General features: G+C 71.0%; 22 protein-coding genes. 13 read left to right on the forward strand and 9 right to left on the reverse strand.

Features of this window, described 5'->3' with window-relative positions; translation table 11 throughout:
* Positions 1-18: 18 nt before the first annotated feature.
* From IEY91_RS05230 to IEY91_RS05245, 4 genes are read left to right on the forward strand one after another with little or no spacing between them, the layout of a single operon-like run.
* Complete coding sequence (locus tag IEY91_RS05230; protein ID WP_189173033.1) at positions 19-453, forward strand: nuclear transport factor 2 family protein; 435 nt, start codon at positions 19-21, stop codon at positions 451-453.
* Positions 450-1,391 (forward strand): branched-chain amino acid transaminase, encoded by a 942-nt coding sequence (locus tag IEY91_RS05235; protein WP_189173034.1) that lies wholly within the window; start codon positions 450-452, stop codon positions 1,389-1,391. The genes IEY91_RS05230 and IEY91_RS05235 overlap by 4 nt, the downstream gene beginning before the upstream one ends.
* The gene (locus IEY91_RS05240; RefSeq protein ID WP_164318248.1) at positions 1,388-2,128 is read left to right on the forward strand and encodes an AzlC family ABC transporter permease; all 741 of its coding nucleotides are present in this window, start codon (positions 1,388-1,390) and stop codon (positions 2,126-2,128) included. The genes IEY91_RS05235 and IEY91_RS05240 overlap by 4 nt, the downstream gene beginning before the upstream one ends.
* On the forward strand, positions 2,118-2,435 hold the full coding sequence (locus IEY91_RS05245) for an AzlD domain-containing protein (protein WP_189173035.1): 318 nt from the start codon (positions 2,118-2,120) through the stop codon (positions 2,433-2,435). Before IEY91_RS05240 ends, IEY91_RS05245 begins: the two co-directional genes overlap by 11 nt.
* On the opposite strand, the gene IEY91_RS05250 is transcribed toward IEY91_RS05245, so the two are convergent.
* From IEY91_RS05250 to IEY91_RS05275, 6 genes are all read right to left on the reverse strand, one after another.
* A complete protein-coding gene (locus tag IEY91_RS05250) occupies positions 2,407-5,700 on the reverse strand; it encodes an AfsR/SARP family transcriptional regulator (protein WP_189173036.1) in 3,294 nt (1,097 codons plus the stop codon). The genes IEY91_RS05245 and IEY91_RS05250 overlap by 29 nt on opposite strands.
* Before the next feature lie 78 nt (positions 5,701-5,778).
* Positions 5,779-6,102, reverse strand: coding sequence for a nuclear transport factor 2 family protein (locus tag IEY91_RS05255; protein ID WP_189173037.1), 324 nt, complete (start codon positions 6,100-6,102; stop codon positions 5,779-5,781).
* A gap of 3 nt (positions 6,103-6,105) precedes the next feature.
* Positions 6,106-6,531 carry a nuclear transport factor 2 family protein gene (locus IEY91_RS05260; protein WP_164318243.1) on the reverse strand — a complete coding sequence of 142 codons (426 nt, stop codon included), beginning with the start codon at positions 6,529-6,531 and terminating at the stop codon, positions 6,106-6,108.
* 104 nt (positions 6,532-6,635) lie between these two features.
* The gene (locus IEY91_RS05265) at positions 6,636-8,543 is read right to left on the reverse strand and encodes a glycosyl hydrolase family 28-related protein (protein ID WP_189173038.1); all 1,908 of its coding nucleotides are present in this window, start codon (positions 8,541-8,543) and stop codon (positions 6,636-6,638) included.
* Entirely contained in the window at positions 8,540-9,721 is a 1,182-nt protein-coding gene (locus IEY91_RS05270; RefSeq protein WP_229696714.1) for a glycoside hydrolase family 99 protein, read from the reverse strand. The genes IEY91_RS05265 and IEY91_RS05270 overlap by 4 nt, the downstream gene beginning before the upstream one ends.
* Before the next feature lies 1 nt (position 9,722).
* Entirely contained in the window at positions 9,723-12,152 is a 2,430-nt protein-coding gene (locus IEY91_RS05275; protein WP_189173040.1) for a PQQ-dependent sugar dehydrogenase, read from the reverse strand.
* Positions 12,153-12,447: 295 nt separating this feature from the next.
* Here IEY91_RS05275 and IEY91_RS05280 point away from each other — a divergent pair, with 295 nt between their 5' ends.
* Together IEY91_RS05280 and IEY91_RS05285 are read left to right on the forward strand one after the other, a co-directional pair.
* Positions 12,448-13,011, forward strand: a complete 564-nt coding sequence (locus IEY91_RS05280; RefSeq protein WP_164318235.1) for a hypothetical protein — start codon at positions 12,448-12,450, stop codon at positions 13,009-13,011.
* Positions 13,012-13,130: 119 nt separating this feature from the next.
* A complete protein-coding gene (locus IEY91_RS05285) occupies positions 13,131-13,970 on the forward strand; it encodes a DUF4097 family beta strand repeat-containing protein (RefSeq protein WP_189173041.1) in 840 nt (279 codons plus the stop codon).
* A gap of 378 nt (positions 13,971-14,348) precedes the next feature.
* Here the strand turns inward: IEY91_RS05285 and IEY91_RS05290 are convergent, their stop codons facing one another.
* The gene (locus tag IEY91_RS05290) at positions 14,349-15,584 is read right to left on the reverse strand and encodes an IS701 family transposase (RefSeq protein ID WP_444545464.1); all 1,236 of its coding nucleotides are present in this window, start codon (positions 15,582-15,584) and stop codon (positions 14,349-14,351) included.
* Between the two features lie 1,321 nt (positions 15,585-16,905).
* Here IEY91_RS05290 and IEY91_RS05295 point away from each other — a divergent pair.
* The gene (locus IEY91_RS05295; RefSeq protein ID WP_164318229.1) at positions 16,906-17,607 is read left to right on the forward strand and encodes an LmbU family transcriptional regulator; all 702 of its coding nucleotides are present in this window, start codon (positions 16,906-16,908) and stop codon (positions 17,605-17,607) included.
* Positions 17,608-17,925: 318 nt separating this feature from the next.
* On the opposite strand, the gene IEY91_RS05300 is transcribed toward IEY91_RS05295, so the two are convergent.
* Positions 17,926-18,570, reverse strand: coding sequence for an FMN-binding negative transcriptional regulator (locus IEY91_RS05300; RefSeq protein ID WP_164318227.1), 645 nt, complete (start codon positions 18,568-18,570; stop codon positions 17,926-17,928).
* Between the two features lie 393 nt (positions 18,571-18,963).
* Here IEY91_RS05300 and IEY91_RS05305 point away from each other — a divergent pair, with 393 nt between their 5' ends.
* Positions 18,964-20,274, forward strand: coding sequence for a lysine N(6)-hydroxylase/L-ornithine N(5)-oxygenase family protein (locus IEY91_RS05305; protein WP_189173043.1), 1,311 nt, complete (start codon positions 18,964-18,966; stop codon positions 20,272-20,274).
* Positions 20,275-20,461: 187 nt separating this feature from the next.
* On the opposite strand, the gene IEY91_RS05310 is transcribed toward IEY91_RS05305, so the two are convergent.
* Positions 20,462-20,686: an MbtH family protein gene (locus tag IEY91_RS05310; protein ID WP_164318223.1), complete on the reverse strand. Its 225-nt coding sequence runs from the start codon at positions 20,684-20,686 to the stop codon at positions 20,462-20,464.
* Positions 20,687-21,192: 506 nt separating this feature from the next.
* Here IEY91_RS05310 and argJ point away from each other — a divergent pair.
* The 5 genes from argJ (at position 21,193) to IEY91_RS05335 (ending at position 26,414) form a co-directional block, all read left to right on the forward strand.
* Positions 21,193-22,347, forward strand: coding sequence for a bifunctional glutamate N-acetyltransferase/amino-acid acetyltransferase ArgJ (gene argJ / locus IEY91_RS05315; protein WP_189173044.1), 1,155 nt, complete (start codon positions 21,193-21,195; stop codon positions 22,345-22,347).
* Positions 22,344-23,255 (forward strand): acetylglutamate kinase, encoded by a 912-nt coding sequence (gene argB, locus IEY91_RS05320; RefSeq protein WP_189173045.1) that lies wholly within the window; start codon positions 22,344-22,346, stop codon positions 23,253-23,255. The genes argJ and argB overlap by 4 nt, the downstream gene beginning before the upstream one ends.
* Positions 23,256-23,309: 54 nt before the next feature.
* On the forward strand, positions 23,310-24,575 hold the full coding sequence (locus tag IEY91_RS05325) for an acetylornithine transaminase (RefSeq protein WP_189173046.1): 1,266 nt from the start codon (positions 23,310-23,312) through the stop codon (positions 24,573-24,575).
* Between the two features lie 346 nt (positions 24,576-24,921).
* A complete protein-coding gene (locus IEY91_RS05330; RefSeq protein WP_189173047.1) occupies positions 24,922-25,491 on the forward strand; it encodes a toxin-antitoxin system HicB family antitoxin in 570 nt (189 codons plus the stop codon).
* Positions 25,492-25,574: 83 nt separating this feature from the next.
* Positions 25,575-26,414, forward strand: a complete 840-nt coding sequence (locus IEY91_RS05335) for a DUF4097 family beta strand repeat-containing protein (protein WP_164318213.1) — start codon at positions 25,575-25,577, stop codon at positions 26,412-26,414.
* The last annotated feature ends 44 nt before the right edge of the window (positions 26,415-26,458 follow it).

Consider the following 26,458-nt stretch of genomic DNA (forward strand, 5'->3'; position numbering starts at 1 on the left):
ACTAGGGGACGAGCAGCCATGGGAAGCCTTGACCGGGCCACGATGGACGCCGCGGTGCGGCAGTACTTCGAGGCGTGCAACAAAGTCGACCGCGACCTGTTCGCCCGGTGCCTCTCCGAGGAGGTCGTGCACTACCTCGCCCACGGCATGTCCGGGCCCGTGCACGGCATCGACCCCATCGTCGAGCGCTGGGGCGCCGACGTACGGGCCAACGACTCGCACTGGGCGGTGGACGCCGTCTACGCCGACGAGCACACCCGCACCGCCGTCTGCGAGTGGACCGCCTTCAAGCCGCGCCTGGGCAAGGTGCTGCGCGGCGCGGAGGTCTACCGCTTCGACGACACAGGACTGATCGACGAGGTCCGCATCTACTACGCGTCCCGCCGCGACGACAGCGTCGACGCCAACGAACTGGAGGGCTACCCCTACGCCGAGCGGGGGTTCGCCACATGACCAGTGCGGTCCGGGCGCCCGCCGCACCCCTCGACGACCGGGACGGCGTCATCTGGCTCGACGGCGATTTCGTGCCCTGGCGAGCCGCCCAACTGCACGTCCTCAGCCATGGGTTGCACTACGGCGGCAGCGTCTTCGAGGGCGAACGGGCCTACGGCGGCCGCGTCTTCAAGCTGCGCGAGCACAGCGACCGGCTCGTCGCCTCGGCCCGCCGCATGGGCTTCGAACTCCCCTGGACGGCCGCCGAGTTGGACGCCGCCACCTGCGAGACCGTCGCCCGCGCCGGCCTCACCGACGGCTACGTCCGGCCCGTCGCCTGGCGCGGCAGCGACACCCTGCGCCTGGTCGCCCCGGACAACACCGTGCACGTGGCCGTCGCCGCCTGGCCCTGGCCGCGGATCTTCACCGACGGGCCGCGCGGCATCACCCTGCGCACCTCACGCTGGCGGCGCCCCGCCCCCGACACCGCCCCGGTCACCGCCAAGACCGCGGCCGGGTACGCCCTCGGGTCCCTCGCCGGACAGGAGGCCGAGGAAGCGGGCTGCGACGACGCGCTGCTCCTCGACCACCGGGGCCGCCTCGCCGAGGCCACCGGCGCCAACCTCTTCCTCGTCCTCGACGGCGCACTCCACACCCCGCCCCCGGAGTGCGTCCTCGACGGCATCACCCGCCGCACCGTCATCGCCCTCGCCCACGACCTGGGCCTCACGGTCGTCGAACGCCACCTCGCCCCCGCCGAACTCGACCGCGCCACCGAGGTGTTCCTCACCGGCACGGCGTACGAGGTCCAGCCGGTGACCGCCGTGGACGACCGGCGGTACCCGCTGGGTGAGGTGGGCGCGGCGCTGGCGGAGGCGTATGCGGAGGCGGTGCGCGGGGCCGGGGCGGGCGGGGAGGCGCGCCCGGCCGGAGCGGCGGTCGCGGGCGACCCCGGATGACCGATCGCGGCTCCGGGCCCGCGCGCCCGGCACCCCCCGGCGGGCCGCGTGACGCCTGGGTCGTCGGGGCCAGGGCCGCCGTGCCGTTCACCGTCGCCATCTTCGCGTTCGGCATCTCCTTCGGGGTGCTCGCGAAGGGTGCGGGGTTCGGGGCGCTCGCCGCGACCTCCATGTCCGGCCTGGTGTTCGTCGGCTCGTCGCAGTTCGCCGCCGTCTCGGTGATCGTCAACGGCGGCGGCTGGGCCGCGGCGGCCGTCGCGGGAACCCTGCTGAACCTGCGCTACCTGGTGATGGGCTTCGCCATCCTGCCCGCCCTGCGCGGCGGCCGGGCCCGCCGTGCGGTCGAGTCGCAGCTGGTCATCGAGGAGTCCTGGGCCATCGCGAGCGACGCGGACGGCCGCTTCGACCGGGTGCGGCTGCTGTCCTCCGGAGTGGTGCTGTGGCTCGGCTGGGTCCTCGGCACCCTGCTGGGCGCGATCGGCCCGTTCAAGGCCGTGGACATCCTCACGTACGGACTCGACGCCGTCTCACCCGTGCTGTTCTTCCTGCTGCTCGCGCCCCACCTGGGCACCGCGCCCAAGCGGACGGCGGCAGCCACCGCGGCGGCGTGCGCCGCGGTCCTCACCGCCGTCGCGGTGCCCGACGCGGCCATCGCCGTCGCCTGCGTCGTCGCCGTCCTCTGGACGTGGCGATCCCGCTCGCCCACCACCGGACGCGGAGGGCCCGTTGAGCCGTGACCCGTGGATCGTCGTCGGCGCCCTGGTGGTGACCACCTTCCTCATCAAGGGAGCGGGTTCCCTGGTGATGGGCGACCGTGAACTCCCCGCCTGGTTCCCCCGGTTCGTGGAGTACCTGACCCCCGCACTCCTCGCCGTCCTCGTCGTCACCCAGCTCGTCGGCTCGGCCGGCGCCCACGGCATGACGTTCGACGCCCGCCTCGCGGGTTTCGCCGGCGCGCTCGTCGCCTGGCGGCTGAAGGCGCCCGTACCGCTGGTGATCCTGGTGGCGGCGGCGGTCACGGCGGGGGTACGGGCGCTGGGCTGACGTCCGCGTTCGCGTCCCGTACGGCTTCGGCGACCTCCAAGGCGTGGTCCAGTCCCGGGTGGTGGCCGCAGGCTCGCAGGAGTCGGATCGCTCGCTCGACGGCCCGCTGCGCCTTGCCGTGCTGGCCGAGGGCCAGGTGTACCCGGGCCAGCTCGGTCCGTGCCGTGCCCTCGGCCAGGCGGAGGCCGGACTGGCCGGCGATGGCCAGGGCCCGTCGGGTGCAGGCCAGGGCCTCGCGGTGTTCGCCCAGGTGCCGGTGGGCGGCGGCGAGCCCCACGCAGGCCTCGGCCTCGGCGCGGCGGCAGCCTGCCGCGCGGGCCACGTCCAGGGCGCGTTCGTGGTGGTCGAGGGCGCCGGGCACGTCGTCCAGGCCCAGCAGGACCGTGCCGATCGTGTTGAGGGCGTCGGGCTCCACGAGGCGGCGGTGCGTGCGATGGGTGACGCCGAGCGCGTCGACGGCGTGCTTGAGCGCGAGCCGCGGGTCGCCGCCGTCCCGGCACACCACCGCGAGGGCGTTGAGGGCGCCTTCCGCCGCGTACGTCGACAGCAGGCGGCCGTCCGCCGCGAGTGCCTGCGAGAGCAGCCGCTGCGCCTCGTCCGGCGCGCCGAGGGCGTGCTGGACGGTGCCGAGACCCCACAGCGACAGCATGACGGTGTGCTGGTCGGCCGAGGCCTCGGCGCGGGACCGGGCGTCGGTGAAGTGCCGGTGCGCGGTGTCCAGGCGGCCCTGGTCGAACCGGGCGAAGCCGAGCAGCGCCAGCGCCCACGCCTCCCCGGCGGGCTCACCGCCCTCGACATAGAGCGCCAGGGCCCGTTCGGCGTCGCGCGCCGCCTGGTCGAGGGCGCCCTGCTCACGGCGCGACGCGGCGAGCCCGAGCACCGCCCCGGCCGTCTCCACGGGCACCCCCGTCCGCGCGAACAGCACCTCGGCGTGCGCGCTGTGCTCCAGCGCCTCGTCGTGCCGGGCCAGCTCCCACAGCGCGTAGCACATGCTCCAGTGCATCACCGCCCGCGCGTGGCCGTCCTGTTCGGCTTCGGCCGCCTGCAGCCCGGCCCGCGCGGACCGCAGCCAGTCGGCGCGCCCGCCGTGCTCCATCAGGTGGCCGTGGAGCGCGAGCGCGGACTTCCACGCGAACGGACGCGGCCCGTGCCGCACGGCGTGCCGCGCGCAGTCCAGGAGCGCGGGCCGCTCGTCCTCCAGCCAGGCCAGCGCGTCGACGGTGCCGCCGAACACCAGAGGCGAGGTGGGGGAGCCGTCCGGCTCCGGCGGCAGGGCCGCGTACCACGAGTAGAAGGTGCCGTACAGAAGGTGGGCGGCCTGCTCGGCGGTCGTCAGGTACCAGGCGAGCAGGCGGCCCACGGCGCGCTCGCGGTCGTCGGCGGTGCTCTCCGCCTCGGCCCGCTCGCGCGCGAACAGGCGCACCAGGGCGTGCAGTTGGAAGCGTCCGGGCCGGTGGGTCTCCAGGAGGCTGCGGGCCACCAACTGGTCCAAGACCCGGGCTGTCGCGGGCAGTTCGGCCCCGGCGAGCGCGGCGGCCGCGGGGGCGGACAGCTCGGGCCCCGGAGCCAGCGCGAGCAGCCGCAGGAGTTCCCGCTCCGGGGCGGGCAGGGAGCCGTAGGACAGGGCGAGCACGCCCCGTACACCCGTGTGCTGCTCCTGGTCGAGCGCCAGCTCGCGCAGACGGTCGCCCTCGCTCAGCCGGCGCACCACCTCCGCGATCGGCGGATGCCGGTCGCCGATGAGATGGGCCGCGACGATCCGCACGGCCAGCGGCAGCAGCCCGCACAGCCGGACCGCCTCGGCGGCGGCCTCCGGCTCGTGCCGCACCCGGTCGGCGCCGATGACGCGGGCGAGCAAGGAGAGGGCCTCCTCCTCGCCGAAGACGGCCAGACTCACCCGATGCGCGTCGTGGAACGCGGTCAGGCCGCGCAGGTCGTGGCGGCTGGTGACGACGACGAAGCAGGTCGGCGAGCCGGGCAGGAGCGGGCGCACCTGTTCAAGGCCCGCCGCGTCGTCGAGGAGGATCAGCATGCGCTTGCCCGCGAGCAGCGAGCGGTAGAGCGCGGCCTTCTCGTCCGTGCTCTCCGGCAGGTGGCCGGTGCCGACGCCGAGGGCCCGCAGGAGCTGCCCGAGGGCCTCGTCGGCCGTGGTCGGCGGCGCCGGGTCGTGGCCGCGCAGATTGGCGTACAACTGGCCGTCGGGGAAGCGGTCGGCGACCCGGTGCATCCAGTGCACGGCGAGCGCGGTCTTGCCGACGCCCGCCATGCCGGAGACGGAGGAGATCACCAGCGTCTGCCCCGGGCCCGCCTCGGCCTGCGCGAGCAGCGTGTCGAGCTGGCGCAGATAGTCCGCGCGGCCGGTGAAACTGGCGACGTCGGGCGGGAGTTGACGGGGTACAGGGCGGGCGACAGGGGGCGGGGGAGCGGGCGCGGGGGCGGGTCCGGAGACGAGACCGGGGTCGCCCGCGAGGAGGCTCTGGTGGAGTTCCTTGAGCCGGCGGCCGGGTTCGATGCCGACCTGGTCGTCGAGGAGCTGGTAGAAGTCGCGGTACGCGGCGAGCGCGTCCGCGGGACGGCCCGAGCGGTGCAACGCCACCATGAGCTGGCCGCGCAGCCGCTCCCGCAGCGGGAACTCGCTGACGAGCGTGGTCAGTTCGGCCACCGAATCCTCGTAGCGGCCGAGCTCGACGAGCGCGTCGAGGCGGTCCTCCCTGGCCACGAGACGCAGCTCTTCGAGGCGCTCGGCCTCGGCCAGGGCGAAGCTGCGGTCGCTGACGCCTTCGAGGGCGGGTCCCGTCCACAGGGCGAGGGCCTCGTCGAGCAGCGCCACCACGGCGGCCGCCGCGCCGTCCGCGGCGGCCTTGCGGGCCCGGTCGGTGAGGTGGACGAAGCGCAGCGCGTCGATCTGCTCGCCGGTGACGTCCAGGGTGTAGCTGGTGTTGCTGCGGGCGCCCGCGCTCAGCAGGACCTCGAAGCCGGACGTGGCCCGCCGGCCCGGCTCCAGGATGCGGCGCAGATGCAGGACGTGCGTACGCAGCGCGCTGATCGCACCGTCCGGCGCGTCGCCCTCCCACAGGAGTTCCGCGAGCCGGGAGGTGCTGACCGGGTGGCCGCGGGCCAGCGCCAGGGCGGCGAGGAGGGCGCGCTGCTGCGGCCCGAGGCCGACGTGCGCGCCCCGGACCTCCACGCTCACCGGGCCGAGCAGACGGACCCGCACCGACTCCTTCGGCGCCTGCTCCACCTCGGGCCCCGGCGTGCGGCTCACACCACTCCCTCTCTCCGCCTCTCTGGGTGTCCTTCTTCCGTGCCCTTCCTTCTTCCCCTTCCGGCGGCCGGCCGACGCTCAGCCCGGGCCGGTGACGAAGCGGCGGATGACGCCGTCGGACACGGAGAACTCCCACGCGGTGTCGATGTCGCCCCAGATGTCGTTGTGGAAGCGGGCCCCGACCGACAGGCCGTCGGACGACTCCCGCACCACCTCCATGCGCGCGTTCGACGTGAGGAGTTCCCTTTCCACCCACGCGTGGAGGTCGCGCTCGGTTCCCACGTCGATCACGGTGGCGTCCTTGGCGAGGACGGCCCAAAGGGCTTGCGGGTCATGGGCGTTGACGGCCTCGACGAAGGCGTGTACCGCCGGGTGGGACGGGATGCCGTCGGGGGGCGTCATCGGTCAGCCGCCGGTCGCGGCGCGGTGCAGGGCATAGGTGTCCTCGAAGAGGTGGTAGCGCTTGACCTGGCCGCCGACGACCGTGAGGTGCGCGGCGAAGGGCGTGGTCAGCGGCTTGCCGTTGGCCTTCACGGTGTCCCTCAGGTGCCCGATGATCACCCCCTGCTCGCCGTCGACGACGATGTGCGTGACGGTGAACTCCTCGGGCCGCAGATACTCGTGGAGCAGGGTGAAGAACTCCTTGACCCCCGCCTGCCCGGTCCGGTTCCCCGACCACGGTACGGCCGGGGAGCCGGGAGCCACCCACTCCGCGTCGTCCGAGAACAGCCGCACCGCCCCGTCCAGATCCCGCTCGTCGAGCCGGGCCAGATAGGCGTCGATCACACCCCGGGTGGCCTCGGCGGATCCCGCGGGGGACTGCGTGGACATCTCACCAACTCCTCGTCGCTCGACCCTTGGTCGTGGAGTTCCAGTGTGGTGCGCCTGTTGCGGCGAGCGTAAGCGAGTCGGCTCATTCCCGCCACGAGTTGGCCTCAGCCCGCCGGGCCACCCGTGATCCTGAACTGTGATCCCGGCTCGACCACGACGTCGCCCTCCGCCGATCCGGTGATGGTCACGCGCGAGAGCGTCGCGCTGCCCCGCGCCCCGCCGTGGGCGAGGATGCCGGAGCCGTTGTTGGACCTGTCGATCGTGACGTCCGTGATCGCCACGTCCGGTACGGCGCCGCCGCCCGACTTGAACTGGATGCCGTCGTACGTCGAGTCGTGGATGTCGGTGTCCTGGATGGTGACACCGGGGATGTCCCGGCCCGCCGCGAACAGCGTGATGGCGCCGAACTCCTGCGCCTCGCCCCAGAACGCGCCGCCGCAGCGGAACAGTTCGTTGCCGCTGATGAGGGTCCGGCCGGAGAACGGCAGCGGATCGTGGTCGGTGGCCAGCATGATGCCGGGGTAGTTCGCCGTGTCGGCGATCGCGTTGTTCTCGATCCGGTTGCCGTAACCGCCGTACACGGCGATGCCGTTGGCCCGCCACGGCAGCTGGATCGTGTTGTTCACGAACGCGTTGTCGTGGCCGATGTCCTGGGCCGGGTCCTTGACGTAGCGGTTGGCCCACACGGCGAGCGCGTCGTCGCCCGTGGTGCGGAACGACGAGTCGGTGACCGTCGAATTGCGGGTCCCGTTGGTGAAGTTGATGCCGTCGGCGTACGTGTCGCGCACCCGCATGCCGCTGAACCTGACGCCGTCGCCGGGTCCCCACAGCGCGGGGATGTTGTCGTAGTCGCGGCCGACCCAGACGCCGACGTTGGCGTGCTCGATCCACACCCGGGAGATCTCGGTGCCCTTGCCGAACCGGCCGTTGAGGCCCACGCCGCCCTCGGCGCCGCCGTCCCCGCCGCGGATGCGGCCCGAGCCGAGGATCGCGATGTCGGAGATCTTGACGTTGTGGTCGACGTCGAAGCCGAAGTTGCCCTCGTGCGGATGGTTGATGCCGCCCGCGTGCTGCGGCTCGGTCGTGGTGTAGAGCTGTGAGTGCCACATCCCGGCGCCGCGGACGGTCACGTCACGGATGCCGACCTGGTTGTACTGGCCGCGGTCCAGCGGGTCGTCGGTGAGGATCTTCTGCTCCTGGCGCCAGCGGCCCGCCGGGATCCACACGCACGCGATGGTGCCGTTCTGGTCGGCGGTGACGGCGTCCTGGAGCGCCTTCGTGTCGTCCTTGCCGTCGTCGGGCACCGCCCCGTACTCGGTGATCGAGGTGCATTCGGCCGGTTTCTGCGCCGGTGGCGCGACCTGCTCCAGGTCGATCAGGTCGACGACGTAGAACGACGCGGAGTCGCCGCCGTCGCGCTGGAGCCGGAACTTGGTGCCCTTCGGATAGCTCGACGCCAGCAGCGCGTGCGACTCGTCGAACAGCCTCCGCGCGTCACCGCGCGGCGTGTTGGTGAGGCCCTCGGGGTCGTCGGTGTTCCCGTACAGCCAGCTGTGCCTGGAGGACAGGTCCAGCTTCTGGACGAACTTCCCGTCGGCGTACAGGCTCAGGGTCGCGTCGATGCCGCCCCCGCCGGGCGCGTCCGGGATGGAGTTGCGGACCACGATCGAGTTCGTGGACGCGGTCGACGTGAACTCCACATGGTCACCGGTCGCGTCGAGCCGCACCGACTTCCGCCCGGACGACTCGCTCCCGAAGTTCGTGTGCCCGAACGTCCGCTTGGCGTCGGCCTCCAGGAGAGTGCCCTTGTACGTCCCGGACTCCGCCTCGTACTCGACGTACGGGAGCGCCGCGCCCCGGCCCTCCTTCGCGTCCTGCACGGACGACGGCGCCCGCTCACCGGGCGGGGGCCGGTCGGCGGCCGTCGCGGTGGCGGGCAGCAGGCCCGCGGCGAGCAGCGCGGCGACGGGGACGCCGGTGAACAGCGCGCGCCGCAGATGCTTGTGGATCATCGTGTGTGCCTTCCTGCGCCGTCGGGGCTGTTGTTGGGCCTGGCACGGGCCTTCTCGAAGCGCTCGGCCCAGTACGCGGTCCGGTCGAGATACGCCGTCTCCGAGGCGGCTCCCGAGGTTCCGTACGCGCCTTCGTACGTCTGGTAGCCGTGCCCCGGCGGCGGGCTCGCGTCGGCCGGTTCGACGGTGCTGCCCTCGTGCCACTCGTTGAACGACGTCACCGAGACCCAGGTCGGCGAGCCCCCGATGGCCGGATCCAGGGCGTTCGACCACTCCTTGTCGTACGTGGCCCCGCCCGCCCTGCCGAGCGTCGGCGTGGTGTTGCCGGGCACCGCGCGGTCGTCGATGTAGCCCGGCGCCACCGAAGGCGACCAGATCAGACCGTGCGCCTTGGCGTAGTCCCCGGCCTGCTTCCAGCCGGGGGCGGTGGCGCCCGCGATGCCGTCGTACGTGTACATCCCCGAGAAGTGCGCGATCTTGGTGGTGTCGGTGGTCTGGGCGAGGACTATGTTGTCGCCGGTCACCGCGTCGAGGGCCGACCAGTCGGTGGAGCGCAGGCTCTCGAAGACGTAGAACGCGGGCTTGCCGCCGTGCTCCGAGGAGCGGTGGAACGCCGGATGGGCCCCGTACTGGGAGTTGAGGTACGCGACGTCGGCGGCGACCGACGCCGGGGTGCGGCCCTGGTAGGGCTCGATGTGCCAGGCGACCTCGATGCCCGCGCGGGCCGCCGCGTCCAGGACGCCCCGCGCGAGCCGGTCCTCCTGGCCGCCCCGGCCCCACCAGCTGAAGACGATGACGCCCGCCCCCGACCGCTGGATCCACCGCATGTGCTGGTCCACGGTCGACGCGAAGTCGCCGGAGTCGTAGGGGCCGAGCGAGGGGTAGAAGTCGGCGCCGATGTCCTCGGGCGGGGTGTGCCCGCCCTGCTGCCAGTGCCGCCAGTCGCCGCTGGTGGCGGGCGTTCCGTACCAGGGGTAGTAGAAGAGGTGCACGCTCTCCGAAGGGGCGGCGGCCCGGGGCGGTGCCGCCCCGGGTGCCGCGTCGGCCTGTGCCGTCGGGACGGTGAGTGCGCCGCCGAGGGCGAGCGCGGTCAGGGCCGCCGTGATGCCGGGGAGCGCGACCCGCAGACGCAAGGGCAGCCGCAGCGGCCGTCGTACGGAGTGGTGTCGTCGGCTCATGTCAGGTTCCGATCGTGAAGGAGTCGACATCGAAGAGGTTGCCCTGCCCCGAAGGGCCCTTGAAGACCAGGAAGAGCGTGGTGGTGCCCGCCGGGGCGCCGCCGAGCGTGCCCGTCACGTCCTGGTAGTTCTCCCAGCCGCCCGTGACCGGCACGGTGAGCGCGGCGAGCCGGGTGCCGGTGGCCGAGCCCGCGCGGACCTCGAGGGTGCCGCCCGCCCCGCCCGACGCGACGCGCGCCGTGAAGGTCTTGGCGTTGCCGAGCGCGTACGGCTCGAAGGAGACCCAGTCGCCGTCGTCGGTGAAGCCGACGGTGTTGCCGCCCTCGGCGTTGCCGTGGCCCGCGATCTGGATGCCGGACTGTGCCCCGAAGTGCTCGGCCTGGCGGTGACGCGGCTGCAGGGTCCGGGTGCTGTGCGTGGTCAGGCCGCCCTTGTCGGTGTACTCGGCGTCGAACACGCCGTACAGATTGGCGGCGGCGTCGTGCTCGCCGTCGGTGGGCACGTCGATGGTGCCGGTGCAGCCGTACCGCGACGTGATCGCGTGCTGGTGGCTGTCGTGCCCGAGCGCGTACGTGACCTTCACCTTGGAGCAGTCGACGGAGCCGTCCTCGGGGTCGCTGACCTTGACGGCGAAGGGAACCTTGTCGCCGAAGCCGAACAGGGCGCCGTGCTGGGGCTGTTCGAGGGTCACGGTCGGCGCGGTGTTGCCCGCGGTGACCACCAGGCTCGCGGTCGCGGTCAGGCCTTCGGGGTCGGTCACCTTGAGCGTCGGCGTGAAGGTGCCCTTCGCCGTGTACGTGTGCGTGGGGTTCGCCGAGGTGGAGGTGGCGCCGTCGCCGAAGTCCCAGGCGTAGGTGAGGGCGCCGCCCTCGGGGTCGGCGCTGCCCGCGGAGGAGAAGGCGACGGTCAGCGGGGTCTGGCCGGAGGTGCGGTCGGCGGCGGCCTTCGCGACGGGGCTGCGGTTGCTGCCTGCCAGGTACTCGACGCGGTACAGGGCCTGGTTGCCGCTGCCCGTGCCGTAGTCGAGGACGTACAGCGCGCCGTCCGGGCCGAACGCGGAGTCCATGACCTGGGTGCCGGTCCAGGGGAAGCTCTCGATGACGCCGGGGGAGCCGTCGCCCTTGACCTCGATCGCCTTGATCCACTTGCGGCCGTACTCGCCCGCGAAGAACCGCCCGTCGAGCGACTTCGGGAACTTCACCTTCGAGTCGAGCGCGGCGTCGAAGCGGTAGACGGGCCCGCCCATCGGCGACTCGGAGCCGCCCCCGAACTCGGGCGGCGAGCCCGCGTCCCCGCCGTAGCGGATCCAACTCGGCTTCGCCGCGGGCAACTTGGCGAGGCCGGTGTTGCGCGGGGAGTCGTTGACCGGCCCGCCCGCGCAGTCGTAGCGGTCGCCGGAGGGGCCGCCGGGGAAGGTGTACGCGCGGTAGGTCTCCGCGTCGGTGTTGGTGCCCGTGCAGTACGGCCAGCCGTAGTTGCCGGGGCCCGTGACGCGGTCGAACTCGACCTGGCCGCTCGGGCCGCGGTCGGCGGCGGACGCGCCCGCGTCGGGGCCGTAGTCGCCGACGTAGACGATGTCGGTGGCCCGGTCGACCTGCATGCGGAACGGGTTGCGGAAGCCCATGGCGTAGATCTCGGGCCGGGTGCGGGCCGTGCCGGGGGCGAAGAGGTTGCCGTCGGGGACGGTGTAGCCGCCGGCCGCTGTCGGCTTGATGCGCAGCAGCTTGCCGCGCAGGTCGGCGGTGTTGGCCGAGGTGCGCTGGGCGTCGAACTGGGGATTGCGGTCGGCGCGTTCGTCGAGCGGCGCGTAGCCCTGGGACTCGAAGGGGTTGGTGTCGTCGCCGGTGGTCAGGAGCAGATTGCCCTTGCTGTCGAAGTCGATGTCGCCGCCGACGTGGCAGCACTGGCCGCGGTCGTTGGGGACTTCGAGGACGACCTTCTCGCCGGCCGCGTCGAGCGTGCCGTCGGCCTTGAGGACGAACCGGGAGAGGTTCAGGTGGCCCTTGAAGCGCTCGAAGTCGGCGGGGGAGCCGTTGACCGGCGCGTCGCCCGGCGGGGTGTCGAGCTTCGGTGAGTAGTAGACGTACACGTAGCGGTTGGTGGCGAAGGACGGGTCCGCGGCGATGCCCTGGAGCCCCTCCTCGTCGTGGGTGTAGACGTCGAGTTTCCCTGCGGTCCTGGTGTTGCCGGCGCTGTCGGTCAGCCGGATCGTGCCGTCCCGCGCGGTGTGCAGGACGGACCGGTCGGGCAGCACGGCGAGCGACATGGCCTCGCCCAACTCGGCCGGACCCTGGGCGAGTTGGACCTGCTGGTAGTCGGCGGGAGGTATGTCCTGCGGGGCGCCGCGGGCGGGCAGGGCGAGGCCTGCCGCGGCCACGGCGAGGGCCGGCGCCAGCAGGGCTCTGTTCCCTGGACGGGGGCGTCTTGGCATGGGGCTCTTCCTTCCTGACGTGCGTGGGGTGTGTCAGGCAAGGCGCGCGCCGGACGCGCGATGATCTGAATATTGCGAAGATGCGTGGGTTTCTTGCGTGGTTGGAGAGTTGATTTGCATGCTGCGAGGGCCCCGGTAGTTCGTCAAGGCTCTGAACGAAACTTCCGGGCCCGGTGGGCGCGGCGGTGGCCGGATCCAGTCGACGGCCCTCTGGTGGCGGCATCTGGCACCACCGCCCGAGAGAGTGGCACTCGAAAGCTTGCGCGTGGCGCCAGAGTGGTGCGACTATGGCGCCATGGAACTCACGCGGTACGTCGACAACCTGCGCCAGGAGCTGTCGGTCGCAGTGGAGTCGGGGGACGAGGAGACCCGTGAACTCGCCGAACGCCTCGTCACGCCGCTCGCTTCCGCCGTCCGGCTCACCCTCCTCGACGCACTGTCGGCCGCCGCGGACGAGATCACCCGCGACCTGGCCCCGGGCTCGGTGGAGATAAGGCTGCGCGGCCTCGACCCCACGTTCGTCGTGACGCTGCCCCCGCCGGAGCAGCCGTTCGACGACGTCGTGGACCACGACTTCGACCACGGGCACAACGGAGTGGCGCCATCACTGGTGTCACTGGCGCCAGTGACGGTGAACGGGGAGGAGGGTGCGACATCCCGCATCAACTTCCGGCCGCCGGAGCATCTCAAGACCCGCATAGAGGAGGCCGCGGGCCGGGAGCGGCTCTCGGTCAACGCCTGGCTGGTCCGCGCCGTCTCCGCGATGCTCGAGTTCGACGACCGCGGCCGCCGCACGGATCGGCGCACCCCGCGCGGAGCTCCCGGCGGTGCCCAGCGCTACACGGGCTGGGTGAACTGACAGCGGAACAGGGTGAAGTGACAGCAGAACAGGGTGAACTGACAGCAGAACAAGGTGAAGTGACAGCGGAACAATGAGCACGCAGCGGTACGCCCAGCCGGTCCAGAGGGAGGTCAGCCATGCCCGTTTTTGAGACACCACAACCGATCTCGGTCACGATCGACCTCGTGATCGGCGACGCCCGTATCGAAGCGGGTGCCCGCACCGACACCGTCGTCGAGGTGAGCCCGAGCGATCCGGGGCAGGACGCGGACGTCAGGGCGGCCGAGCGGACCCGCGTCGAGTGCGCGGACGGCCGGCTCCTGGTGAAGGCGCCGCGGCACCGCGCCCCCTTCGGCCGGGTGGGATCCGTGACCGTCACGATCGGACTGCCGTCCGGCTCGACCCTTCGGGGCAGCGCGGACATCATGGCGCTCCGGGTCACCGGGCGGCTCGGCGCGTGCCGGTTCAAGACGTCGGCCGGGGACATCCGGCTCGCGCGGACCGGCTCGCTCGTCCTGGCCAGTGCGGTGGGGGACATCGCCGTGGATCGCGTCGAGGGCTCGGCCGACCTCACGACCGGGACGGGCTCGGTGCGGATCCGCGAGGTGACGGGCCCCGCCGTCATCAGGAACCTGAACGGCGACAGCTGGGTCGGTGAGGTGACCGGCGAGCTGCGGCTGAACGCGGCCAACGGAGCGATCTCCGTGGAGAAGGCGCACACGGCGGTCGCGGCGAGGACGGCCAACGGCGACATCCGGATCGGCGAGGTGGTGCGCGGCTCGGTCGTGCTCGGCACCTCGGCAGGACGGCTCGACGTCGGCATCGGCGCGGGCACCGCCGCACTGCTCGACGTGTGGTCGCACGCGGGCAACGTACACAACTTGATGACGGCGGCCGAAGGACCCGGGCCCCTCGACGAGACGGTCGAGGTGCGGGCCGGCACCTCGGTCGGCGACGTCGCCGTTCACCGGGCCTGACCGCCCGCCGGACGCGCCCCGCGCGCCCGGCGGCCTGAGCTTCGGGCCGATGTGCTGCCGCGCATCGGTACCGATCCCGCGGCCCTGGAGACCGACCTCCCCCGGCGGTCTCCAGGGTCGCACCCTTCCGGCGTCGCAATTCCAAGCGGGCGACACCCGGAGGAATGCAGTTTTGCCGATGCGGAAGTCATCTGGCAACTCCCGTTGTGTGGTGCCGAGTTGATGCCGTACGGCGTCGAGTTGGCGCCCGGGGCGGAGCCCGGGTTGAAGTCCGGGCCGGAGCCCGGCCTGACTTCTGGTCAATATCTTCGATTCAGCCGCCGCGCGCGGGAATCACGTCCCGGCTCTACTTTGGGTGTAGTGGCCAATAGAATTTCTTCAGACCAGGTGCAGTTGTCCCTGACTATTCCGGGGAAAGGGTGCCGGGCAGCATGGCATATGCCGGGGAACAGGTCGGTGGGTGAGCCGCTGATAGGTGTACGCCGCGGAAACGAGTGTCATGTGGTGATACCAGCCGGGAAAAGAACGGCCCTCGAAGTCCAGGAGACCGAAGTGGCGTTCCATGCCCGCGACCGCGGTGGTGGTCCCGGTGCGGTGGGTGGCCAGTGAGGCAACGTTGTCGAGTCGCTGATGAGTGAGGCTCGTGAGCCACATCGCTCCCGGGCGGCCTTCCGGCAGTACCTCGGTGAATACACGGTAGGGATATTCGGGCGTCGCTCCCGGCCGGGCTCCGGGGAGCCGGACCAGGACGGACCGCACCTGGGTGTGCTGCTGGCGCCCGTCCGGCGCGGTGACGAGGACGGAGTCGATGTTGCCCGAGGAGATGTGGGTCCGCGCGCTGACCGGCTCGGGGGCGCCCGGCGTGCGCTCGCCGACGGGCAGCACCTTCAGATGCTGGGGGACGGCGACCACGAAGTCCCGCGCACGCTGGCTGAGTCCGCGCAGGAAGAGGGCCACGTCCGGGTCGTCGCTCATGTCGGCGACGACGGGCGCGGAGGTGGGCGCGGTGCGGGCCTCCAGGGTGTCGACCAGGTCCAGGGCCTGGGCCCACAGCGGCCGGTGGTCGATCTCGTCGGGTATGCGGGCGCGGCGGCGGAGCTGGGTGTCCTCGGTCCAGGGGGCCGGGAGCAGCAGCCGCCAGTCGACCGGGACCTGGAGGGCGCCGATGCCCAGGAACGCGCCCAGGCCCAGCTGGCAGTTGAGGGTGCGGCCGGAGGAGGGATCGAAGTATCGGTGCACGCCCACGGACCGGTCGCCGCGCTTGGGCAGCACCGCGCGGCCGATCGCCCAGGTCGAGACCCGGCCGTGGCCCTGCGCCCAGCGGGTGAGCTCGCGCATGACGGGGTCCCAGTCCCAAGGGCTCAGGCTCACGAACTGGCGCAGGGACTGCACCGCGGTGGGCGACGCCGACACGGCGCCGGCGAGGCGGCGCACGGACTTCTTGCCGGGAGTGATGAGCAGCCCCGCCAGATAGGCCCCCGCCCATCTGCGCTGGTCCGCCCGGCGCAGATTCTGGAAGACCTGGTCGGTGAAGTCACCGAAAGGCGACGCGAGATGGGTTTCGGGCACCTCGCTGACCGGAGTCGATGTTGGCAATGCGCAGGGCACAACCATGCTGCGATCCCTCCCGGACGTCCCTGAGCGGCGGTTGCCGAGCGTTGAGTCTAGGATCCGAGAGCGCGTCGCACCATCTTGCTGCGGGCGTGACTGATGTGGCAACCACGGCAGCAAACCGGGATTGCGCGCCGGATCGGGGCGTGGGACCCGGAACGGGTGTCTCCGGAACCCGGCCAACTGCCGGAAAACTTCCGCGAGGAGGATCGGGAATTCCAGATTCCGGGTAGCTGTCCACGGAATCGCTCCGTCCGGAGCCGCTCCGGCCCCGCGTCCGGCAGGTTCCTCCCGGGCGTCACGGATGCCCTCGCGCCCCTCCGGTACCGCCCTCGTCCCCGCCCGCACCTCCTGCTCCTCGGCTCGACCCGAACTCCGTATAGAGGTCCGGGGACTTGTCCAGGGGTGCCCTTCGGCCACATCGCGGGAATCATGGCTCGTATTGGCGTTAAAAGTCCGTATGGAAAATGCTAGTGTTGCCTAGCGGCCCGGCGATTCGGCTAATAGGTGCCAATGGTGACGGACCATCACCATTCACCGCGGAACGCCGCCCCGCAAGCTCAACGAAGGCCCCCCGTCTTCTCTACGTCCCCTTCTCGTCTGCAACTGTTTCGCTTCGCGGTACAGTTGGCTCAATTCCTGCCCGTGCTGGCGGAAGTTGATCGGTAAAGCCCCCGCCGAACCGGTCCTGGAGAGAGCTGCGTCACACCAGGACACGGATAGCGATGCTGGGCTATCTTGTTCGAACTTCGAAAAGTCGCGACGAGCGACGGCCTCTTCCTTGAATCTCCAACAGGCTCCGGGTTCTACTCGGGTAGGCCTTTGGAAGAGACCACTGCGAAACCGGGTCATCGGTACCGATGGGGGACACGTCGGCCGTCCCGATGACGCGGGGGTCGTGGTCGAGGCGAACGGGGCGAGTAGTTGAACGGGGCGAGTAGTTGATGTACGTATCCGCACACATGCCGACTGAATGCCTTCCGCGTGGTCCTGAGGACCGCGCCGAACGGCCGGACCTGCCTGTGCTCTGTGCCGGCGGCCCCCTCGAGCGGTGAGGGCGGCCCGACGGCGTACCCGCGTGTGGCCACGCCGTCGGATCCAGCTGTGAGTTGACGGAACTCTGACGACCCGATTCGGCGAGTGGCTCGGTTGAGCCCTCATCCGGCCGATCGGCTGTGATTGATTGACAGCCTGTGCCTCGCGCTGCGCGAAGGCGACCGATCCGTGATGGATCAGGACACGGCTGCCATACCCGCATGGCATTTTCCCGTTCGGATGCGGACCGTTGCGTCCGCGTCCGTTCGATGTTCATTCACATGGAGGCATGATGACGAACCAGGTCAGCGACCTCGAGGACTCGAAGGTTGTGCTCTTCCGTAGAAACGCGAGCGCGGTTCCGCGGCAGCGCAGGACCGGAGTGGACGAGCGTCGTGGCCAGGTGCTGACGACGAAGGTGGGCCTGCAGATGCCGGCCGGTCTCACCTTCGAGGACTGGGAGCGGGCTGGACGCCAGCTTTCCGGAATCGTCAACTCCTCTTCCTGGTGGCTCGGGGACTGGCTGGTATACGGAAAGGACCACTACACCGACCGCTATCAGCGCGGGATTCGCGCGGCCGGGCTGCAGTACCAGACCCTGCGGAACTACGCCTGGGTCTCCCGGCGGTTCGACTTCACCCGACGACGCGCGGCGCTGAGCTTCCAGCACCACGCCGAGCTGGCCTCGCTGCCCATCGACGAGCAGGAGCTCTGGCTCGACCGGGCCGAGCAGATGCAGTGGACCACCAAGCAGCTGCGCAGCGCCATCCGCGTCGCCCGTGAGGACGAGGCGCGCGACGGAACACAGACGCCCGAGACGATGCGACGGCTCGCCGTCCCCGGCAGCAGGCTCCAGTGGTGGCACAAGGCCGCCGAGCAGTCCGGCATCGACTTCGAGCAGTGGGTGCTCGCGACCCTCGACAACGCTGCCGAGCGTGCGCTCGTCGAGGACGAGGAAGCAGAGCGCGAACAGGCGGGCATCAGCGCCTGATCCTGGCGGAGCGGTCCGCCGGAAAGTTCCACTCGATGCACAACGTCCGCCGAGGTCAGGGCAGTTGACCTCGGCGGACGGACATTCGACGCACAGGGCCCGCATCCGGACACAAGGGTGCGGGTTCTGCGCGTCGGCACGTGGGCGCGTGCCTGCGCGCACATCGAGCAGCGGCCGCCGGCCGCCCGCCGGACCCTCGAAATCCCGTGAGCGAGAAGGGTGTTGAGGGTCCGTCGGGCGGCCGGCGGACCGGCCGTTGCGATGCTGATGGAGCTGGAACTGTGCGGTGCCGACCGGGGAGGTCAGTACCGAGCAGGGTCAGGGAAGCTTGCTCATGAGCTGCGCCGCGGCCTGGTACCGCGTGCACTCACGGCCGCCGAAGGACTCCTGCACGCGCTCCTGGACCTCGTCCGGCTGCTCTTGGCTGAGCTTGAACATGCCCTCGGCGCCGGTCACCCGGAAGTGGAAGGCGCCGACGGCGGGCACGATCTTGCGGAAGTAGTCGAGCGACTCCGACATGTCCCAGCCCGCGCCGAAGGCACCCTCGTAGGCACGCACGGTGGCCTTCACGACCTCCAGCGTGTTCTCTATCCCCTCGATCTTCTCCACGACTCCGTGCACATGCACCGAGGTGAAGTTCCACGTCGGCGCGGCCGGCGTGGTCTGATACACCGTCGGTGACACATAACCGTGCGGGCCCGTGAACGTCAGGAGATTCATGGTGCCCGATTCGAGGGCCTTCCAATGCGGGTTCGCCCGGTTCATATGACCGAGCAGCCGGCCGCCGGAGAGGTCGTCGGACCATTCACCGGTCCAGTCCGGATCCTGAATCACCGGCAGATGCGTGGCGAACGGCCCCGCTTCGGTACTTCCGTTGCTCACAAACAGCGCCAACGGATTGCCGTGGATCAGGTCCAGCATCCACGAACTGTCCGGCTGACGGTACTGGCTCGGAACGAACATCCGGAGTTCACCCTTTCGTTAATCTCACTCACGGTATGGTGCCAAGTCGCCGACGCTACCAGCGCTTTGCGAGGCACAACCAGAAAATGCGGACGAGCGGCATGGCTGTCCTGTCGGCAGGACAGCGGTGCCCGGCAGGTCGTGCGGTCGGGTCCTCTTGAAAGGTCCGTCCGGCCCCTCTAAGTTGGCGTGGCGGTGTTCTCCAGCGCAATACTTAATGCGTGTCTCCCGGACCACCGGTCGAGATGTTCGAGACCATCAGCCGCACGTCAGACCAGAGTTGGCAGCATTTCCGACCGCAGCATTTCCGACCAAGGTCCTCTTGGGTAACCGCAATTACCTCGTCGAGGATGCGGAAGTCCCTGTCGAAGCTACACCAGCGGGAGATTATCTATGGGTACGCGTGAACACGAGATATACGACATCGTTGGCATCGGGTTCGGCCCGTCCAACCTGTCACTCGCCATCGCTCTGGAGGAACACGAGGCCAATACCTCGGAACGGCCCGTCCGGGCCGCGTTCTTCGAGCGACAGCCGCGGTTCGGGTGGCACCGCAACATGCTGCTGCCGCAGGCGACGATGCAGATCTCGTTCCTGAAGGACCTCGCCACCTTCCGCAATCCGCTGTCCCGGTTCAGCTTCGTCTCGTACCTGCACGAGTCGAACCGCCTCGCGCAGTTCGTGAACAACCAGGACTTCTTCCCGACCCGCCAGGAGTTCCACCAGTACCTGGAGTGGGCGGAGGCGGGTGTCAGGGACCGCGTCACGTACAACTCGGAGGTCACCGAAGTCCGCCTCGTCGAGGCCGCCGACGGCGTCGAGCAGCACCTGGTGATCGTGGTCAAGGACACCGTCAGCGGCGCCGCCCGCGAGGTGAAGGCGCGCAACATCACCGTCTCCACCGGCCTCGTGCCGCGCATGCCCGACGGCATGGAGCGCGACGAGCGCGTCTGGCACAGCTCGGAGTTCCTGGCGAAGTACGGCCAGATGAACCCCGAGGACCTGAAGAACGTGGCGGTCGTCGGTGCAGGGCAGAGCGCCGCCGAGATCACCAAGTACCTGCACGACATGCTCCCGCAGGCCCAGGTCTCCGCGATCCTGCCCTCGTACGGATACTCCGTCGCGGACGACACGCCCTTCGCCAACCAGGTGTTCGACGCCGACGCGGTCGACCACTACTACTTCGGCACCGAGAAGACGCGGGACGCCTTCTGGCGCTACCACAAGAACACGAACTACTCCGTCGTCGACGACGACGTGATCCGTGAGCTGTTCCGCCGCAGCTACGAGGAAGAGGTCGCGGGCGAGCAGCGCCTGCACTTCCTGAACCTGACCCGCGTCAAGGAAGTGAAGCGGTCCGGCAGCGACACCCGTGTCGTCCTGCACTCGCTCCTGGACGGCGAGAGCGAGCAGGAGATGGACGTCGACGCGCTCGTCTTCGCGACCGGCTACAGCACCCTGGACGCCACCTCGCTCCTCGGCGACCTGGACAAGTTCTGCCAGCGAGACGAGGAGGGCCGCCACCGTGTGGAGCGCGACTACCGCGTCGTCACCTCCGGCGAGCTGTCCTGCGGCATCTACCTCCAGGGCGGCACCGAGCACACGCACGGCCTGACCTCGTCGCTGCTGTCGAACATCGCCGTACGCAGCGGCGAGATCGTCGACTCGATCGTCGAGCGACGCGGCGCCGGCGAGAAGGTCTGAGCCACCCCCCGTACCGAACGGCCCGTCAAGCCCCCGCTGACGGGCCGTTCGCCTGTGCGCGTACGCATCGCGCGTGCGGCGGCAGCGTCAGCAGTGGACGCGGCGGACGCGGCGGAAACAAGGGTGGGCCCCGGTGCTTTCCAGCACCGGGGCCCACCCTTTCGGCGCGCTCAGGGGCGCGCCCGCGTCACGCGGCCTGGTCCGCGGCCATCGCGTCGCGCAGGCTCTTGGGCCGCAGGTCGGTCCAGTTCTGCTCCACGTACTCCAGGCAGTCCTGGCGGGAGGCCTCGCCGAACGCCACCCGCCAGCCGGCGGGGACCTCGGTGAACGAAGGCCACAGGGAGTGCTGCTCCTCGTCGTTCACCACAACGTAGAACTGGCCATCCGCGTCGTCGAACGGGTTGCTGCTCATCGTCCACTCCATTTCAAGAATCCGGCCGGCGGCCCGGTCGAGCATGGCACAGGTGCGCCAGCCTGGTCATTGTCGGCCGACTTCGGGCCCGGCGTCCAGGCCCGGCCACGCTTCGGCAATTGGTCAGGAACAACAAAATCCCGTGAAGATTTCCGGGTGTTGGGTTCCGGCTTCCCGTTCCGCGGTCATGCATTAGGTCCGCGGAACAGTCGGTCACAGTGGCCGTCTGTCCCGTGGACAGGACAGCCCGGTGCCGAAAGCCCGAATCGCCTGTAGTTTGTTGCGGGTTGTCGGGCCGTCACATCGGGCGGTCCCGGCGGCACATCGGTGAGCTGCCAAATCAGCGATGTGGGCGTTCAACAGGAAAGGGCTGGCAGAGGGCTTTCGACTTGACGCACTCTGTCGTCAGAATCGAGGAATGGGGCGGCTCGGGCCATGTCATTGTCGGTGGTCCCCCTCGGCCTTCCCGGGCAACTGGGAACTTCCACTATAGGAGTAGTAGCGCCATGAGCGTCACGGCAGCACAAGGTTTTTCGGCCGCAGGCGTCGCGGCCGGAATAAAGAGCAATGGAAATCCGGACGTGGCACTGGTCGTGAACAACGGCCCGCGCCGGTGTGCGGCGGGCGTCTTCACCTCGAATCGAGTGAAGGCAGCTCCCGTGGTCTGGAGTGAACAGGTCCTGAGGGTGGGCGCGGTGAGCGCCGTCGTCCTCAACTCCGGCGGCGCCAACGCCTGCACGGGACCGGAGGGCTTCCAGGACACCCGGGCCACCGCCGAGAAGGTGGCCGCGAGCCTGGAGGGGCACCGCTCCGGCGAGGTCGCCGTGGCCTCCACGGGCCTGATCGGCACGCGCCTGCCGATGGACAAGCTGCTTCCCGGAGTCGAGGCCGCCGTGGCCGAACTCTCCACGGACGGCGGCGAGAAGGCGGCCATCGCCATCAAGACGACGGACAGCGTGCACAAGACGTCGGTCGTCGAGGGCGCGGGCTGGACGGTCGGCGGCATGGCCAAGGGCGCGGGCATGCTCGCCCCCGGCCTCGCCACGATGCTGGTCGTCCTCACCACGGACGCCGACCTGCCCGCCGGCGACCTGGACAAGGCGCTGCGCGCGGCGACCCGCGTGACCTTCGACCGCGTCGACTCCGACGGCTGCATGTCCACCAACGACACGGTGCTGCTGCTCTCCTCCGGCGCCTCCGGCACGACCCCGGAGTACGCCGAGTTCGCCGACGCCGTCCGCGCCGTGTGCGAGGACCTCGCGCGCCAGCTCATCGGTGACGCGGAGGGCGCCTCGAAAGACATCCGCATCGACGTCGTGAACGCAGCCTCCGAGGACGACGCCGTGGAGGCCGGGCGCTCCATCGCCCGCAACAACCTCCTGAAGTGCGCCATCCACGGCGAGGACCCCAACTGGGGCCGGGTGCTCTCCGCCATCGGCACCACCTCCGCCGCCTTCGAGCCGGACCGCGTGAACGTCGCCATCAACGGCGTCTGGGTCTGCAAGGACGGCGCGATCGGCGCGGACCGGCAGTCGGTCGACATGCGCGGCCGCGAGGTCGTCATCACCGCGGACCTGGCGGCCGGCGGCCAGGCGGCCACGCTGTGGGCCAACGACCTGACGTCCGAGTACGTCCACGAGAACAGCGCGTACTCGTCATGAGGATCAGCACGCAGGAGCATCCCGCACTGGTCAAGGCGCAGTCCGTGATGGACGCGCTGCCGTGGCTCAACCGCCACCAGGGCAAGATCTGCGTCATCAAGTTCGGCGGCAACGCCATGATCGACGACGAGTTGAAGGCGGCCTTCGCCCACGACATCGTCTTTCTGCGGCACGCGGGCCTCAAGCCCGTCGTGGTGCACGGCGGCGGCCCGCAGATCAGCGCCGCCCTCCAACTGCACGGCATCGACAGCGAGTTCAAGGCGGGCCTCAGGGTCACCTCGCCCGAGGCCATGAACGTGGTCCGGATGGTGCTCGCAGGACAGGTGCAGCGCGAGCTCGTCGGCCTCATCAACCAGCACGGACCGCTCGCCGTCGGCCTCACCGGTGAGGACGCGGACACCATCACCGCGACCAAGCACTGGCCCGAGGACGAGGAGGGCGAGAAGGTCGACATCGGCCGGGTCGGCGAGATCGCCGGGGTGAACCCCGGCGCCGTCGAGGCGCTGCTCGCGGACGGCCGTATCCCGGTCATCTCGCCGGTGGCCCGCAGCGTCGACGACGACCACGTCTACAACGTGAACGCCGACACCGCGGCCGCCGCCATCGCAGGCGCCCTGAACGCGCACACGCTGGTCTTCCTCACCGACGTCGAGGGCCTGTACGCGGACTGGCCGCACAGCGACGAGGTCATCAGCAGGCTCAGCGCCAGCGAACTGGAGAAGATCCTTCCGGAGCTGGCCGACGGCATGGTCCCCAAGATGGCGGGCTGCCTGTACGCGGTCCGCAACGGCGTGGGCAGCGCGCGCGTCATCGACGGACGGGTCCAGCACTCGGTGCTGCTCGAGATGTTCACGCGCGAGGAGATCGGCACGCTGGTCATGCCGGACATCGAGGATGATCTGCGATGAACGGGGACGTGGAAGAGGGGTTGCGATGAGCGCGGCCGCCAGGGAGGGGATGCGATGAGCGAGCACACGGACGCCACGGGCGCCACAGACACAGCGGGCTCCGCGGGGGACGCGGACGACGCCGTGGGGGAGCGCGGGAACACCAAGCTCACCGAGCGCTGGCAGGCGTCCTTGATGGACAACTACGGCACGCCGCGGGTGCCGCTGGTACGCGGTGAGGGCGCCGCGTTCTGGGACGCGGACGGCAAGAAGTACCTCGACTTCCTCGGGGGCATCGCCGTCAACTCGCTGGGCACCGCGCACCCCGCCGTCGTACGCGCCGTCAGCGAGCAGATCGGGCAGCTCGGCCATGTGTCGAACCTGTTCATCGCCGAGCCGCCGGTGCGGCTCGCCGAGCGCCTGCTGCGCCTTACCGGGCGTCCGGGCCGGGTCTTCTTCTCCAACTCCGGGGCGGAGGCCAACGAGGCGGCCTTCAAGATCGGCCGGCTGACCGGCCGCCGCCGCATGGTCGCCACCCAGGGCGGCTTCCACGGCCGCACCATGGGCTCCCTCGCGCTGACCGGCCAGCCCGCCAAGCGCGCCGCGTTCGAGCCGCTGCCCGGTGACGTCACGCACGTCCCGTTCGGCGACGCCAAGGCGCTGCACGCGGCCGTCGACACCGACACCGCGATCGTCGTCATCGAGCCGATCCAGGGCGAGAACGGCGTCGTCGTACCGCCCCCCGGCTATCTGGCCGCGGCCCGCGAGATCACCCGCGCCGTCGGCGCGCTGCTCGTCCTGGACGAGGTGCAGACCGGCATCGGCCGCACCGGCCACTGGTTCGAGCACCAGGCGCACGGCATCGAGCCGGACGTCCTCACCCTCGCCAAGGGCCTCGGCGGCGGCATGCCCATCGGCGCGACCCTGGCCTTCGGCCCGGCCGCCGAGCTGATGTCGCCCGGCGCGCACGGCACCACCTTCGGCGGCAACCCGGTCTCCTGCGCCGCGGCGCTCGCCGTGCTGGACACGATCCACGGCGACGGTCTCCTCGACCACGTCAAGCGGCAGGGCGAGGCGCTGCGGCAGGGCGTCGAGGCGCTCGCGCACCCGCTGGTCGACCGGGTCCGTGGCGCCGGGCTGCTCCTCGGCATCGTGCTCACCGAGCCGTGTGCCGCGCGCGTGCAGCAGGCGGCCCAGGACGCGGGCCTCCTGGTGAACGCGGCCCTGCCGGACACGATCCGGCTCGCGCCGCCGCTGATCCTCGGCGAGGACGAGGTGGCCGCGTTCCTGCGCGCGCTGCCCGGTGTCCTCGACCGGGTGCGGCAGGAGGTCGACGCCTGACCCCGACCGCGCGATGACCGAACGGGCCGTCCACCAACCGGTGGGCGGCCTTCCGGTTGTGGCCCGTCCCGCTGCTTCGCTTCGCACGAGCAGCGGGACGGGCCGTCTGTGTTCGTGGGGGAGGAGTGGCGCAGCCTCTGAACTCCCCGACTGCGCAGGGCTGTTCGGGTCTCCCTCGGGCAGCGACACGCCGGGCGTCACAGTCGACCCGTGGCCGGTTCTCGCCGCCGAATGGCTGACCCACCCCCTCCGGAGGGATCCACTGGCGCCGCCCGGCCCGCCGGACTGCGCCACCCCTGAGCCAGCTCGGCTTGCAATGGCGCCATCGTGATGCCATAGTGGCGTCATGGATCTCACGCCGTACGTCGACCACCTCCGCCGGGAGCTGTCCGTGGCAGCCCAGGCGGACGGCGCGGACGCGCAGGCGACGGCCGAGCGCCTCACCGCGCAGCTCGAGTCGGCGACCCGGCTCACGCTGCTGCGCGCGCTGTCGGACGCGGCGGGCGAGATCACCGGCGAACTGGCGCCGGGCTCCGTCGACGTACGGCTGCGCGGCCGCGACCCCGAGTTCGTGGTGACGCCGGCCCCGGTCGCCGACTGGTCCGGCAGCTCTGGCAGCTCTGGCCGCCCGGGACCCGGGCGGCACACGCCGGAGCCGTTCGCGGTCCGGGTGCCGCCCCCGGCCCCGCCGCCCGGCGAGGACCACCGCGCCACCGTCAGGATCAACCTCCGCCTGCCCTCCGGCCTGAAGACGCGGGCCGAGCACGCGGCGGCACAGGAGGGGCTCTCGCTCAACGCCTGGCTCGTGCGGGCGATATCGGCCGCGCTGGAGCCCGAGGAGTACGCCGTCGCTCCGGCGCCCGGCGCCCCGGCCGCCGCCAGCCGGGGCCAGAGCTACACCGGCTGGGTCGGCTGACGGCCGCCCGCACAGATGAGTCACCCTCCCAACGCCGTCCCACCAGCGGGGACGCCCGACAGATCCACGAGGACGGGGCAGCCATGCCAACCTTCGACACCCCCGCACCCATCGCTGTCTCCCTGCAGCTCTCCGCTGGCGTCCTGCGCCTGACCGCGGGCACGGGCACCGAAACCGTCGTCGAGGTGACCCCGAGCAACGGGCTGAGCCAGAACGACCGCTCCGCCGCCGAGCAGACCCGCGTCGAGTACGGCCAGGGCAGGCTGCTCATCAGGGCCCCGCGCAGGCGCAGCCTCTTCGGCTCCGGCGGCTCCGTCGACGTCTCGGTCGAACTGCCCGCGGGGTCGAGCCTCACGGGCGACGCCGTCATGGCCGACATGTACGGCGAGGGCGAGCTGGGGGAGTGCGAGTTCAAGACCGGGCACGGCAGGATCCACCTGGAGCGAGCCGGACGACTCCAGCTCAACAGCGGGTTCGGTGACGTCACCGTCGGCAGCGCCGTCGGCGAGGCCGACATCCGCGTCGCCTCCGGAGACATCCGCATCGGCCGGATCGACGGCGCCCTGACCCTGAAGAACTCCAGCGGCGACTCCGACATCGAAGAAGTCACCGGCCGGCTGCGCGCCACCGTCAACCGCGGCGACATCAGCATCGGCCGTGTGCACGACGACGTCACCGCGCGCGCCGTCACGGGTGACATCCGCGTCGGCGAGGTGACCCGCGGCCGCGTAGAACTGCGCGCCGCCGCCGGCGAACTCGAGATCGGCGTGCGGAAAGGATCCGCCGCCTGGCTCGACGTGCACACCAAGGTCGGCTACGTACGCAACTCCCTCGGCGCCTCCGACGCCCCCGAGCTGCCCGAAGAGGCCGTGGAGATCCACGCCGTCACCAGCCGCGGCGATGTCGTCATACGCCGCGCCTGATCACGGCGCCTGAAGCGAGCAACGAGGGCGCGGTGTCCGACACC

The organism is Streptomyces lasiicapitis (genome assembly GCF_014646335.1).
Lineage (GTDB): Bacteria > Actinomycetota > Actinomycetes > Streptomycetales > Streptomycetaceae > Streptomyces > Streptomyces lasiicapitis.